Source organism: Paenibacillus glycanilyticus NBRC 16618 (assembly GCF_004000805.1).
GTDB classification, from domain to species: domain Bacteria; phylum Bacillota; class Bacilli; order Paenibacillales; family Paenibacillaceae; genus Pristimantibacillus; species Pristimantibacillus glycanilyticus.
Map to the genome: position 1 here is coordinate 1 of NZ_BILY01000073.1, position 13,852 is coordinate 13,852.

Genomic DNA, 13,852 nt, shown 5'->3' on the forward strand with positions numbered 1-13,852 from the left:
TGCCGCATCGTTAAGCTCACCAGCATCGCCCTTTTCGTCTGCCTTAACGATGCCGCGCATCGTTAAGCTACCGCCTGCAGCCCATTTTGGGCCAGTTTCACGCATATTCCCACTTCTTAACGATGTGCCGCATCGTTAAGCTCACCCGCCCAGCCCTCTTCGCCCGCCTTAACGATACCGCGTATCGTTAAGCTCCCGCGTGAAGCCCATTTTAGGCCTGTTTCACGCATTCTCCCGCTTCTTAACGATACCTCGCATCGTTAAGCTAATCTCTTCAAACGAAAAAAAGAGCAGCCCGAAGGCTGCTCCACCGCTACCGCTTATTCCTTGCTGCCGCTTAATCCGAGCTGGGCAATCAGCTCATAGGACTTCAACCGCTCCTGATGATCGTAAATCGCGCAGTTGATGATCACTTCATCCGCATCCGTCTGCTCGATGAACGCATTCAGCTTTGCTTCAACCGTCTGCGGGCTGCCTTTGATCGCCGTGCGAAGCTGGTTGCGCACGGCCGTCAGCTCATACGGATTCGCGAAGCCTTCGAGATCGGCCGGCGGCTGAATCTTTCTTGGCACGCCGCCGCGGATCAGATTGAGGAACTGCTGCTCCAGCGTTGTGCCAAGCCATTCCGCGTGCTCGTCCGTATCGGCCGCGATGGCGTTTACGCCAACCATCGCATACGGCTTATCCAGATAAGCCGAAGGCTTGAAGCTGCTGCGGTAAATATCAAGCGCCGGCAGCGTAAAGTCCGGCGAGAAATGGCTCGCGAAGCCAAACGGCAAGCCCAGCTCGCCTGCAAGCCTCGCGCTGAAATCGCTGGAGCCAAGCAGCCAGATCGGCACATCCAGGCCTTCGCCCGGCACCGCACGTACCGCCTTCTCCGATTCCGGTCCACGGAAGAAGCCGCGAAGCTCTTCCAGCATCGCCGGGAAATTCTCCCCGCCGTACAAATCGCGGCGCAGCGCCATCATCGTCTGGCGGTCGCTGCCCGGCGCTCGGCCAAGGCCAAGATCAATACGGCCGGGATACAACGATTCAAGCGTGCCGAATTGCTCCGCGATCACAAGCGGCGCATGGTTAGGCAGCATGATGCCGCCGGAGCCGACGCGAATGGTCGATGTACCGCCCGCAATATGGCCGATTACTAATGAAGTAGCCGAGCTGGCGATTCCCGGCATGCTGTGATGTTCGGCTACCCAATAACGGGTATAGCCCCATTTTTCCGCATGCTGGGCCAGGTCGAGACTGTTGCGCAGGGCGTCCGAGGCCGTCGAGCCTTCCACAATCGGCGCAAGATCTAATATAGACAGCTTGACGTTGCCAAGCTTTTTCGTTGTTGTCATGTCCAACTCTCCTTCTCATGAGACATCATGTCCATTATAACGAAGTTCTATCGCAACTGCTATACATTAGTAAGTGACCACTGTATCCATTCTGCCAGCAACTTGCGCAAATAACCGTGAATTTCCGCCAATGACTGTCTGAATCTGCTTTACGAACCTCACATCTCGAGCTATAATAAAGACATAACGATTTTTGAAATAGAGTTTCACAGAATGAAACAACAAAATCGTCAACATCATTCAAGGAGGAATACCCGAACATGGCAAATCAAGACCACTATTCTGTACGGTCGAGCTTGGAAGTCGGCGGCAAATCCTATGCTTACTACAGCCTTCAAGGTCTGGAAAAACAAGGACTTGGCGACATTTCCAAACTTCCATTTTCGATTAAAGTATTGCTCGAGGGCGCTGTTCGTCAATTCGACGGCCGTGCTATCACAAAAGAGCATGTAAAACAACTCGCTGATTGGGCGGCTAACCGCGACGACAAAGAAATTCCTTTCATCCCTTCCCGTATCGTACTGCAGGACTTGACCGGCGTACCGGTTGTCGTTGACCTTGCTGCAATGCGCGAAACGGTTAAAAAAGCAGGCGGCGACCCTAAAAAAATCAACCCGCTTGTACCTGTCGATCTCGTAATCGACCACTCCGTAATGGTTGACGCATTTGGTTCCCCGGATGCGCTTGAAATCAACCAACGCATCGAGTTCGAACGGAACGCAGAGCGCTACCGCTTCTTCCGTTGGGCACAAACGGCATTCGATAACTTCCGTGCGGTTCCGCCGGATACGGGTATCGTTCACCAAGTCAACCTTGAGTACCTGGCATCCGTTGCAGCTACAAAAACGGTTGACGGCGAAACCTTCGTATTCCCGGATTCCCTCGTAGGTACGGACTCCCATACAACTATGATCAACGGTCTTGGTATCGTTGGCTGGGGCGTTGGCGGTATCGAGGCGGAAGCTGGCATGCTTGGCCAACCGCTGTACTTCGTAACTCCAGAAGTTATCGGCTTCAAACTGACTGGCAGCCTGGCAGAAGGCGCTACGGCGACTGACCTTGCCCTGACTATCACTCAAATGCTTCGTAAAAAAGGCGTTGTCGGCAAATTCGTCGAGTTCTTCGGTTCCGGCTTGTCCAACATCAGCCTTCCTGACCGTGCAACGGTTGCCAACATGGCTCCTGAGTACGGCGCAACAATCGGTTTCTTCCCGGTTGACGCAACTACACTCGACTTCCTGCGCCAAACAGGCCGCACGGAAGAGCAAATCGAGCTGGTTGAGGCTTACTACAAAGCGCAAGACATGTTCCGTACGGATGCTACTCCGGACCCTGTCTTCACGGAAGTGGTTGAACTCGACCTGTCGACGGTTGTTCCTTCCCTTGCCGGTCCTAAACGTCCGCAAGACCGTATCGAGCTGACTTCGATGAAGGACGCTTGGAACGAAATCGTTCGCAAGCCAGTCGACAAAGGCGGTTACGGCCTGACTGACGAGAAAACGGAAGAAGTCGTTACCATAAACCACGCTAACGGCAAAGTAAGCGAAATGAAAGCTGGCGCAGTCGTACTCGCCGCTATCACTTCCTGTACGAACACTTCCAACCCTAGCGTGATGGTAGGCGCAGGCCTTGTGGCGAAGAAAGCTGTCGCTCGCGGTCTCGTTAAGCCTGAATACGTGAAGAGCTCGCTGACTCCAGGTTCCCTGGTTGTTACCGACTACCTCGTAAAAGCTGGCCTGCTCGAGTCCCTCGAAGCACTTGGCTTCCACGTTGCTGGTTACGGCTGCGCAACATGTATCGGTAACTCCGGTCCATTGCCTGAAGACGTAAGCCAAGCAATCGCTGACAACGACATGACTGTTGCTGCCGTATTGTCCGGTAACCGTAACTTTGAAGGCCGTATCCACGCGCAAATCAAAGCGAACTACCTGGCATCGCCGCCGCTTGTTGTTGCTTACGCGCTGGCTGGTACAGTTAACATCGACTTTGCTAGCGAGCCAATCGGCTTCGATCCGCAAGGCGAGCCTGTCTTCCTGAAAGACATCTGGCCAACGAACCAGGAAATCGCTGACGCGATGAGCGCTTCGCTGTCCCCAGAAATGTTCCGTGCGAAATACGAGAATGTATACACGCAAAACGAACGTTGGAACGCTATCCCAGTACCGGAAGGCGAACTGTACGAGTGGGATCCAAAATCCACTTACATCGCTAACCCGCCGTTCTTCGACAGCCTTGCTGACGGCATCCGCGACGTTGAAGACATCAAAGCAGCAAAAACTTTGCTTGCTCTCGGCGACTCGGTTACAACTGACCATATCTCGCCTGCAGGCAGCATCCGTCCAGATGCTCCAGGCGGTAAATATCTGATCGCTAACGGCGTTGAGAAGAAAGACTTCAACTCCTACGGCTCCCGCCGCGGTCATCACGAAGTTATGGTTCGCGGTACATTCGCGAACATCCGTATCCGTAACCACATGGCTCCAGGCACAGAAGGCGGCTTCTCGACTTACCAGCCTACCGGCGAAGTGACTTCCGTATACGACGCTTCGATGAAATACCAAGCGGACAAAACAAACCTGGTTGTACTCGGCGGTAAAGAGTACGGTACAGGCAGCTCCCGTGACTGGGCAGCTAAAGGTACGTTCCTCCTCGGCGTTAAAGCCGTTATTACGGAGAGCTTCGAGCGTATCCACCGTTCCAACCTGGTTGGCATGGGCGTTCTTCCGCTCCAGTTCCAAGCTGGCCAAGGCTGGCAGGCACTTGGTCTGACTGGCTTCGAAACCTTCGATATCGTTGGTCTGTCGAACGATGTTCAACCAGGCGACCTGGTTTCGGTTATCGCTACGAAAGAAGACGGTTCCCAAATCGAATTCAAAGTTATCGTACGCCTCGACTCCCTTGTGGACGTTGACTACTACCGTAACGGCGGTATCCTGCAAACGGTTCTGCGTCAAATGATTAAGAACTAATTTATTCGTTATAACAAAAAGGTGAGCCCTCGGGCTCACCTTTTTAATTTATCCCCTATTCCTTTGTGCCGGACTGATCGTGAGGCACGATAACTGTTACGGACTTCTCCGTTACGTTGCCCGCTTTGTCCGTTGCCATGTACTTGATCGTATACGTACGTCCATCCTTATTGCCGGACTTTTCCGCTCTCAGCTTAAAGTCTTGATCAAGCGTACCGAATTCAGCCCCTTGAATATCCGCATTCGCTCCTTCCGCAAGCTTCTCGTTGCTTGTAATGGAGCTTAATACGACCGAATCGACGCCTGACGCAAGGTCCGTGCTTTTCACAACGGCTTTTACGTCAACCAGCTTATGATTAGCCGGCCATAACTCGGTTTTATCCAGTACTACATTCAGCTCGGGCGCTGTCTTATCGATCTGAATCTTAACCGTATGCGGAGCTTCCGCATTCCCCTTATCATCTTTGCTCCAATAAATAAGGGTATGAACACCGTCCTCCGTTATTTGAACGGTAGTCCCCTTCTGCTCCGCTCCTCCGTCCAATGTATAATAGGTAGCGTTAACGCCGGAAATGCTGTCATTCGCCGTTAAGTTTACCGTCACATTATGATTAACCCAACCTGCCGGCGCATTATCGGTAGTAGCCGGAGCCGTGTTGTCGACGAGGTAAATGTTCGGAGCATCCGGCTTCTCCATTCCGTTGCCCAGGTAAAAGCTTGTATGCGGCGGCTGGTTATAGCCGGTGTTCTGCCAAGCTATGCCTAACCGGTATACCGGATCATGCATCAGCGTGCGGATCTTCTGATCCGTTACGTCCGTCGTCGTATAAATGCGAAGCGCACTGCTGTCTTCCGTTCTGACAACCACCTCTTCCCTCCAGTCGCCAAGCAGATCGGCTTGCAGAGACGGGTTGCCTTTTGTTCCGTTATTGGAATACGTACCGGCAAACGTCTCTAACCGGACAAGCGAGCTATTCTCGTAATCCCATTTGTCGATCTTCGGCACGCCATTGCCTGTTGCAGCGTTCCAATCATGATCCAGCAGCTCGCGGCTTAAATCGCCGTCCCACCAGATGGCAAAGTTGGAGGTAGGGATTTGGTTAGAAATTTTGATGCCTTCCGCGTTAAACATAAAGCCGCTTGAGTTACTTTCCGTTGCGGCTGACTTCGTCGCGTCAATAGCCCAGGACTCTTCGCCCTCGTATCTTGGATCCACGTCCGCGGACAAGCCGCGGCCGGTATCCACGCCAATCTGGGGCTGTCCGTATAACGGCTTCCCTGTCCGCGCGTCAATCATCGTTGCCGAATACTTAGCGCCTGTCTCCTCTTGCACCGTCCACAGCTCTAGACCGAGATGGGAAGGAATCAGATCACCGAGATGCATGGCGTCGCCATGGCCCAGCTTCGTATTCCACAGCAAAGTTCCGTCATCGTTAATCGCCGTATTGCCGGTTACGATCTCGTCCTTGCCGTCCGCATCGATATCCGCCACGCTCAGCTGATGGTTGCCTTGTCCATAACCCGGATTCGGAGAGTCAAACTTCCACAGCTTGCTTAGTTCCCCGTCTCGCCAGTTGTACGCTGCCAATACCATCCGCGTATAATAGCCGCGTTGCAGGATCAAGCTTGGATGCACGCCATCCAAATAAGCAATCGCTGCGCCAAACCGGTCAATCCGGTTGCCGTACGTATCTCCCCAATCTCCGATATTACCTCTTGGCGGATCATAATCCTCCGTATCCAGTGCCTTGCCCGTCGCTCCTTCAAAGATTGTAAAGAACTCCGGCCCGTCAAGGACGTATCCGCTTGAATTTCGGTAGTCAGCCGCTGCATCGCCAATCACGGTTCCTGAACCGTCAACCGTTCCGTCCGCGGTACGCGCGGCTATCTCTGCCTTGCCGTCTCCATCCAGGTCATACACCATCGGATGCAAATAATGGGCACCTGACCGGATATTCGGACCCATGTCGATTCTCCATAGTCGCGTACCGTCCATTTTGTACGCGTCCAGATACGTATTGCCGGTAATACCCGCTTGGGAATTGTCCTTCGAGTTGCTTGGATCCCACTTCAATACGATTTCGTATTTGCCGTCTCCGTCCAGATCGCCTACGGATGCGTCATTCGCTCGGTACGTGTAAGCTTCGCCAGCGCTAGTCACGCCATCGGCAGGCTTATCCAGCGGTACGTTCAAATAATTCGTATTCCAAGGCCGTACCGATTCGGACGGCGCTTGTTCCGCACCGTTCACAACCGCCCGGATCGCATAAGACGAATCCGCCGTTCCAGACTCATCCACATAGTTTGTGCTGGATTGAACCGGAGCAGAGTTGATTTTAACCCCGTCGCGGTATACGTTAAAGCCGATATTATCCGGTTCCGTGCCAAGGAATCTCCATGAGAGGAAGACATGTCCATCCTGCTCTACGGCTACAAGTCCGCGATCCAAGTCTTCCATCTGCCGGGCCGGCAGCAGCTGCGGCTTGACCTTCACGGTTACGGGAGCTGATTCTGTCAGCTCTTCTCCCTCATACGCGTAAACACCCTTGACGTTAAACGTATACTCCGTACCATTATCAAGGCCGTCAACAGTTGCGATATATGTTCCTTTTGGCACCGCAGCGGCCAGTGTTTCCATACCGTCTTCATTAACGATGTAGATATTGGCCTCTTTGTAAGCCGGATCAATTGGAGCCTTCCAGCCTATCAGCACCTTGCCGTCATGGCCTTCCGCGGCCACATCCGTTACAACGGGAGCCTTGTCCAATTTTTTGACATTAATCGTGTAAGTACGGGCTACATCCGTATATTGCTTGGAAGCAACCGTAATGCTTACTGGCGAGGAAGCACCGTTAATCGGCACGTCAATCGAAGAACCGCTTTCAACGGTTGAGCTGCCAACATTCAGTTGAACGCCTTCCGTATAACTCGCCGTTGGCGTCACGGTCAGGACGCTTGCGGAATAAGGCACATCGATTGTGTAGTTGTTATTTGTCGGGTCAAAAGCAAAGGGAGGAGCATAATCGCCGGCTTTAAGCTGAACATTGGCCAAAGCCAGATCAAGTGCCGTGACTTTCATATTCGCCAGGTTGTACCGGCCTCCACCCGCATTAGTGAAGAAGCCGAAGCTGCTGATCCGTTCTCTGGCGCTGTAGAAGTTTTCGCTGGTGTTAACCGTATTGCCCGTATTTAAATCCTTGATCGATAAGGTATATTTTTTCTGCGGAATATTGTAAACGAAGGTAAACCTGTACCAATGCGTCGTGTCATATGTGACGAGGGTTGGTCCGTTCTGCATTTTGATCACGCCGCCATCCATCACCATACGGGTAACGGCTGCGTTTGTGGCGTTTACCTTCCCTTCCATCACCCAGAAGGTTCCGCCTTTGCTTGTAGACATATTAAGGTCAAACTGCAGAATCATACCTCCTGTCTGAGGCGTAAAGCGTTGACCGAAGTAAGAGGAGCCGGTCAGATCATGGCTGATTGCAGCGTATTGCTGATGGGTATCCGGATTGTTAACGACCTCGACAACCGGTGCCGTTCCTTCCTTCGTCCAATTGTTACCGCTTCCAATTGCAAGCGCGCCAATAGGATAAGCAGAGAAATCTTCATCGACAACAGCCGTATCTGCGGCAAGCACAGGAGTAATATGAAGCGGTACGAGCAAGGTAGAGAGTAAGCAGATAAGGAGAAGCTTTGCCAAAGGATGTCTGCGGCGTATGGCCTGCATCATTTTCAACCTCCAATTCATAGTAACAATCATAGGTAAAGATGGGGAATCCGTCTGCTCCTCCTTTCTTATCCTGTCGACTAGTACCCGTTACCTGAATTTCACGGTATGCTTATCTTGTTGAAATTGAATCCGAACCAAGCCCATTGTAAGGGAACAACTGGGAAATCTCTATGCAATTATCAGGGATAATGGTATAAAAATCAGTGTATTCTTCATTGAAAAAAAACAAAAAACCGACATTAGAGCCTGTCCGCTCTAACATCGGTTTTTCTGATTTATTCGTGTGCAGCTTGAGGATGCTTCTTCTTCCATTCGTTCGTCCAAAGCCCTGCGCCAAGCACCGCAATAACCGCAATGGCGATCACCAGCCACTTGACGACCTGATTTTCTTCGAACCAAGCCTTCCACGCCGGCTCATGAGTAATCATCTTGGATGCCGTATAAGCCAGCACGGCCGAGCCAGCGTAAATAATCCAAGGGAATTTGCTGAGCAGCTTGATAAACAAGGTGCTCCCCCATACCACAATCGGAATACTAATAATCAGACCTATAATAACTAACAGCGTATGTCCCTGTGCGGCGCCCGCAACGGCAATTACGTTATCCAGCCCCATTGCCGCGTCCGCTACAATAATCGTCCACACGGATGCCCACAGCGTACTTCCCGCCTTGATGTTCTCATGATCTTCTTCCTGCACAAGCAGCTTGTACGCGATCCAGAGAAGAATGACTCCGCCGGCAACAAGCAGCCAAGGAATATGAAGGAGGTTCACAACCAGCACGGTCGCTACGATCCGAAGCAGGATAGCTCCGAAGGTACCATACAGGATGGCTTTTTTCTGCGTCTCCTTAGGGAGCCGTTTTGCCGCCATCCCAATCACGATCGCATTATCGCCAGCGAGAATAAGATCAATAAATACAATGGACAGTAGTGTGGTCAGAATTTCAAACGGCGTCAAGTCCATTTCCCCTTCTTTCTTGCATGATAAACCATAACATCCATCATTATAGTTTATTTTTTACGAGGGATGTAATATTATTGATAAAATAAAATTAATGTTAGTCATGCAAAGCCGTATGGCGTTTGTACAAATCCTCAAGCACCATGCAAGCCATCGCTTCCACTACCGGCACAACGCGCGGGCAGATGCACGGATCGTGACGTCCCAGCGTTTGGATCGTATGCTCGTTGCCTTCTTCGTCAACCGTTTGCTGCGGAAGCGAGATCGACGACGTTGGTTTTACCGCAATACGGAAAACGATATCCTGCCCCGTGCTGATGCCGCCAACAATCCCGCCGGCATTATTGGTCAGGAAGCCGTTTGCGTCCATCTCGTCGTTATGTTCGCTGCCGAACATGGTTGTTGCCGCAAATCCTGCGCCAAACTCAACGCCTTTAACCGCACCGATGGACAGCATCGCTTTCGCAAGCTCCGCGTCCAGCTTATCGAATGCCGGTTCGCCGATCCCCGGCTTCACGCCGCGGATAATGCATTCCACGACGCCGCCGCAGCTGTTGCCTTTAGCCGCCAGATCCTCCACGAGCGTTACCATTCTCTCTGCCGCGTTCAGATCGGCTGCGCGCATCGGATTTTTTTCGATAACGGATTCGTCAAACGTCTCGCATTTAATGCCGCCCGCTTCCTTCGTGTAGGCTACGATCGATACGCCTCGGCGTTCCAGAAGCTTGCGCGCGATAGCGCCCGCAGCCACGCGGCCCGCCGTTTCTCGGCCCGATGCACGGCCGCTTCCGCGGTGATCGCGGTGACCGTATTTTTGCACGTAAGTGAAATCGGCATGACCCGGACGGAACAGCTTGCGGTTCGCCTCGTAGTCCTTGGACTTCATGTCGGTATTGTTCAACATTACGGCCAGCGGTGCGCCCGTTGTTTTGCCTTCGAAGACACCCGACAGGATGCGGATAATATCGTATTCTTTACGCGGAGTCGTAACCGAGGACTGACCCGGCTTACGGCGGTCCATCTGTACTTGAATATCCGCTTCTGTAAGCTCTACCCCCGGAGTTACGCCGTCAATAATAACGCCTACTGCCTCGCCATGCGATTCGCCAAACGTGGTCATTTTGAAATGAGTGCCAAAGCTGCTTCCTGACATATGAAAAACCAACCTTTCTCTTTTGACTATATGGATTAATTTTATTATAATTTCAAATGTGCAATATATGAAATCACAATTCAATAGCCTTGCAATAGAGAGGGTTTATGCCAAACAAATTAAATAGCTTAGAAAGCTACCGGATTTTTTTGTACACGGCAAGAACGGGCAACTTTACGAAAGCAGCCGAAATTCTTCATGTCACCCAGCCATCGGTCAGCTATGCGATCAAGCAGCTCGAGGAGTCCTTTGGCGTCAAATTATTCGACCGCGGCTCGAAAGGCGTAAAGCTTACCATTGAAGGCAAAGCGCTGCTGGACTATATCGAGCAATCCTTCCATCTTATCGAGCGCGGGGAACGCAAGCTGCTGGAGCTTGCCAACCTGCATGGAGGCGACCTTCGCATCGGAGCAAGCGGTCCGATTATCAAGCATATTCTGCTTCCTTATATAGATAAGTTTCATGCCGAGCATCCGAATGTGCGCATTCGTCTTCAGCAAAGCAAGACAAACGAGATTTCCAAGCAGTTAAAGGAAGAGAATATCGATCTTGGCTTTGTCCATCTTCCGTTTGACGATCAGGAATTGGCTATTCAGCCGCTGATGTCCATTCAAGACTGTTTTCTTGTCGGCGAGGCTTATAAAGAGCTTGCAGACGATGCCGTCTCGGTCCGCGAGCTGCTTAAGCTTCCTTTATTATTGCCTACGGCAGGCAGCAGTACACGGCTTTTTGTCGAGCAATGGCTGGCCGGTCACGGCATCTATAAGGAACCGGACATTGAGCTGACCAGCACGGAGATGATTATCGAGTTTGCGCAGAGGGGTTACGGCACCGCTTTTCTTACCCGCCGGTTTGCCCAGCAGGAGCTGAATAACGGAACGCTGTTCGAGGTGAAATTGACGGAGTCTTTGCCTTCCCGCGCGATTGGCGTAGTTACCCGAAAAGACGCCACTTTGCCGTCCTGCTCGTCCATTTTCCTCAAAGAGGTAATGGACCAATAAATAGGCATGAAAGTTCAACAGAATGCCTTGGAATCGTTGTTGACTAAGTGATTTAAGAGTTTTAACATATAATGATAATCTTATATAATGGAGCGTTAGACATGAGCGAAAACAAACCTTACCGTATCCTTTTGTACTATAAATATGTTCACATCGACAACCCTGCCGAGCTTACCGCGGAGCATCTTCAATTCTGCAAGGATCTTGGCGTTAAAGGCCGTATTCTGATCTCCGAGCAAGGCATCAACGGCACTTGCTCCGGCACGATTGAACAGACCGATGCCTACATCGCGCATATGCGCCAGAACCCGCTGTTTGCCGATATGGTGTACAAGATCGACGAGTCCGAGGGTCATGTATTCAAGAAGATCTTCGTTCGTCACAAGAAAGAGCTTGTTACCCTTCGTTACGACAAGAAGCTTGATCCAAACGTCCGCACGGGCAAGCATTTGTCGCCGAAGGAATTTCACGAGCAGCTGCAGCAAGATGACGTTATTATTATCGACGGCCGCAATGATTATGAATACGATATCGGACACTTCCGCGGCGCGATCCGTCCAACGGTAGAATCCTTCCGCGAGTTCCCGGAGTGGATCCGCAAGAATCTGCCGGAAGACGCGAAGAACAAAAAGATTCTCACGTATTGCACGGGCGGTATCCGCTGCGAGACGCTGACCGGCGTTCTTCTTGAGGAAGGCTTCTCGGATGTTAATCAGCTCGAAGGCGGTATCGTGACTTACGGCAAGGACGAAGAGGTAAAAGGTCATTTGTGGGACGGCAAATGCTATGTATTCGATGAGCGCATCTCCGTGCCTATCAACCGGACGGACGAGGATATTATCGTCGGCAAGTGCTATCACTGCGGCAAACCGGAAGACCGCTACATCAACTGCGCGGACGACCTCTGCCATCGCAAGCATATTTGCTGCCCAGAGTGTGAAGCAGAGCATGAGAGCTACTGCGCGCCTGAATGCAAAGTGAACGACGAAGCACGCAAATTGAAAGTTATTTCTGGTCGGTGATAAATTATGGGACTTGGGTTAGTTGTTGTTGAGGTGTGTACCCGCAACGAAATGGCACTGCTGCCTCTTGAGGAGCTTGAAGAGAAATTTCCGGAAGCGGCAGTCATGCGCACGGATTGCCTCAATATGTGCAATCTGTGCCGCGCAAGGCCTTATGCGATGGTGAATGAGAACCGGATTTACGCGGGCACCAAGGAAGAATGCCTTAAGCAGGTGGAAGAAGCCGTGCAAGAGGAAATCAAACAGTTTTTTGGAGAGTAAGCCAATGACCGAAAATACCGAAAATAAACCTTACCGCATACTGCTTTATTATAAATACGTGCATATCGAGAATCCCGAGCAGGTAACGGCCGAGCATCTCCGCTTCTGCAAAGAGCTTGGCATAAAGGGCCGTATTCTCATCTCCGATCAAGGCATTAACGGCACTTGCTCCGGCACGATCGAGCAAACCGATGCCTATATGGCGTATATGAATGAACATCCCTTATTTAAGGATATCACTTATAAGATCGACGAATCCGAAGGACATGTATTCAAAAAGCTGTTCGTCCGCCACAAGAACGAGCTTGTCACTTTGCGTTACAAGAAAAAGATGGATCCGAATGTCCTTACGGGCAAACGGCTGTCTCCGAAGGAATTTTACGAGCAGCTTCAGCAGGAAGATGTCATTATCATTGACGGACGGAATGACTACGAATACGATATCGGCCACTTCCGCGGCGCAATCCGCCCTACGGTAGAGTCGTTCCGCGAGTTCCCGGAATGGATTCGCAAGAACCTGCCGGAGGACGCGAAGAATAAGCCCATTCTGACCTACTGCACCGGCGGTATCCGCTGCGAGACGCTGACCGGCGTTCTTATGGAGGAGGGCTTTACGGACGTAGCACAGCTGGAGGGCGGTATCGTCACTTACGGCAAGGATGAAGAAGTAAAAGGCCGCTTATGGGACGGCAAATGCTACGTCTTTGATGACCGGATTTCCGTGCCGATCAATCGGACGGAAGAAGATGTCGTCATCGGCAAATGCCATCATTGCGGCAAACCGGAAGACCGCTACGTCAATTGCGCGAATGTGACCTGCGACAAGCGTCATATCTGCTGCGAGGAATGCGAAGCGGAGCATAATCGTCATTGCTCGGAAGAGTGCAAACCGCATTAATAAATGAGCGCCGCAGGATAATTCCTGCGGCGCTTTTTTCGTCTAATGCCTGATTAGGTCCTTGCTGATTCCCCACAATCTTTTCCCTGCCCCGGAATCAAACTTGCCTGCAATCCGCGGACCTTAACGATGCGCGGCATCGTTAAGCGCTCTGGAACTTAGATTTACCGCGTCCTTAACGATACGCCGTATCGTTAAGCCAGCTCATTCCATGCCTTTTTGGCCGGAATTCGGCCAATCCGCGGACCTTAACGATGCGCGGCATCGTTAAGCACTCTGGAACTAAGATTTACCGCGTCCTTAACGATACGCCGTATCGTTAAGCCATCCCAATCCATGGCTTTTTGGCCGGAATTCGGCCAATCCGCGGACCTTAACGATGCGCGGCATCGTTAAGCACTCTGGAACTTAGATTTACCGCGTCCTTAACGACACGCCGTATCGTTAAGCCATCATGTTACGTTACTAACTCTTTCACCATATAAACCAGCAGCTCATCATCCACAAAGA

Annotated in this window: 9 protein-coding genes; 5 read left to right on the forward strand and 4 right to left on the reverse strand. The window is 51.5% G+C overall.

The annotated features are described in order from the left end of the window. Window positions 1-320: 320 nt before the first annotated feature. Window positions 321-1,340, reverse strand: coding sequence for an LLM class flavin-dependent oxidoreductase (locus tag PGL01S_RS30110; protein WP_127499351.1), 1,020 nt, complete (start codon window positions 1,338-1,340; stop codon window positions 321-323). Between the two features lie 260 nt (window positions 1,341-1,600). Here PGL01S_RS30110 and acnA point away from each other — a divergent pair, with 260 nt between their 5' ends. Further along, on the forward strand, window positions 1,601-4,309 hold the full coding sequence (gene acnA / locus PGL01S_RS30115; RefSeq protein ID WP_127499353.1) for an aconitate hydratase AcnA: 2,709 nt from the start codon (window positions 1,601-1,603) through the stop codon (window positions 4,307-4,309). Between the two features lie 55 nt (window positions 4,310-4,364). On the opposite strand, the gene PGL01S_RS31525 is transcribed toward acnA, so the two are convergent. From PGL01S_RS31525 to aroC, 3 genes are all read right to left on the reverse strand, one after another. Then, a complete protein-coding gene (locus tag PGL01S_RS31525) occupies window positions 4,365-8,045 on the reverse strand; it encodes a rhamnogalacturonan lyase family protein (RefSeq protein ID WP_127499356.1) in 3,681 nt (1,226 codons plus the stop codon). Between the two features lie 275 nt (window positions 8,046-8,320). After that, a complete protein-coding gene (locus PGL01S_RS30125) occupies window positions 8,321-9,010 on the reverse strand; it encodes a TerC family protein (RefSeq protein WP_164775640.1) in 690 nt (229 codons plus the stop codon). Between the two features lie 94 nt (window positions 9,011-9,104). Further along, complete coding sequence (gene aroC / locus PGL01S_RS30130; protein WP_015843633.1) at window positions 9,105-10,160, reverse strand: chorismate synthase; 1,056 nt, start codon at window positions 10,158-10,160, stop codon at window positions 9,105-9,107. A gap of 107 nt (window positions 10,161-10,267) precedes the next feature. On the opposite strand from aroC, the gene PGL01S_RS30135 reads away from it, so the two are divergent. The 4 genes from PGL01S_RS30135 (at window position 10,268) to trhO (PGL01S_RS30150) (ending at window position 13,342) form a co-directional block, all read left to right on the forward strand. Next, window positions 10,268-11,161, forward strand: a complete 894-nt coding sequence (locus tag PGL01S_RS30135; RefSeq protein WP_127499361.1) for a LysR family transcriptional regulator — start codon at window positions 10,268-10,270, stop codon at window positions 11,159-11,161. Window positions 11,162-11,262: 101 nt separating this feature from the next. Continuing rightward, window positions 11,263-12,183 carry an oxygen-dependent tRNA uridine(34) hydroxylase TrhO gene (gene trhO, locus PGL01S_RS30140; protein ID WP_127499363.1) on the forward strand — a complete coding sequence of 307 codons (921 nt, stop codon included), beginning with the start codon at window positions 11,263-11,265 and terminating at the stop codon, window positions 12,181-12,183. A 6-nt stretch (window positions 12,184-12,189) separates the two neighbouring features. After that, window positions 12,190-12,444 (forward strand): DUF1450 domain-containing protein, encoded by a 255-nt coding sequence (locus tag PGL01S_RS30145; RefSeq protein ID WP_015843630.1) that lies wholly within the window; start codon window positions 12,190-12,192, stop codon window positions 12,442-12,444. Between the two features lie 4 nt (window positions 12,445-12,448). Continuing rightward, on the forward strand, window positions 12,449-13,342 hold the full coding sequence (gene trhO, locus PGL01S_RS30150; RefSeq protein ID WP_127499365.1) for an oxygen-dependent tRNA uridine(34) hydroxylase TrhO: 894 nt from the start codon (window positions 12,449-12,451) through the stop codon (window positions 13,340-13,342). Window positions 13,343-13,852: the final 510 nt, after the last annotated feature.

Excerpts from the sequence above, each read along its gene's own strand:
- PGL01S_RS30110 (WP_127499351.1), bottom strand. The coding sequence starts at position 1,340 with ATGACAACAACGAAAAAGCTTGGCAACGTCAAGCTGTCTATATTAGAT.
- acnA (WP_127499353.1), top strand. The coding sequence starts at position 1,601 with ATGGCAAATCAAGACCACTATTCTGTACGGTCGAGCTTGGAAGTCGGC.
- PGL01S_RS31525 (WP_127499356.1), bottom strand. The coding sequence starts at position 8,045 with ATGATGCAGGCCATACGCCGCAGACATCCTTTGGCAAAGCTTCTCCTT.
- PGL01S_RS30125 (WP_164775640.1), bottom strand. The coding sequence starts at position 9,010 with ATGGACTTGACGCCGTTTGAAATTCTGACCACACTACTGTCCATTGTA.
- aroC (WP_015843633.1), bottom strand. The coding sequence starts at position 10,160 with ATGTCAGGAAGCAGCTTTGGCACTCATTTCAAAATGACCACGTTTGGC.
- PGL01S_RS30135 (WP_127499361.1), top strand. The coding sequence starts at position 10,268 with ATGCCAAACAAATTAAATAGCTTAGAAAGCTACCGGATTTTTTTGTAC.
- trhO (WP_127499363.1), top strand. The coding sequence starts at position 11,263 with ATGAGCGAAAACAAACCTTACCGTATCCTTTTGTACTATAAATATGTT.
- PGL01S_RS30145 (WP_015843630.1), top strand. The coding sequence starts at position 12,190 with ATGGGACTTGGGTTAGTTGTTGTTGAGGTGTGTACCCGCAACGAAATG.
- trhO (WP_127499365.1), top strand. The coding sequence starts at position 12,449 with ATGACCGAAAATACCGAAAATAAACCTTACCGCATACTGCTTTATTAT.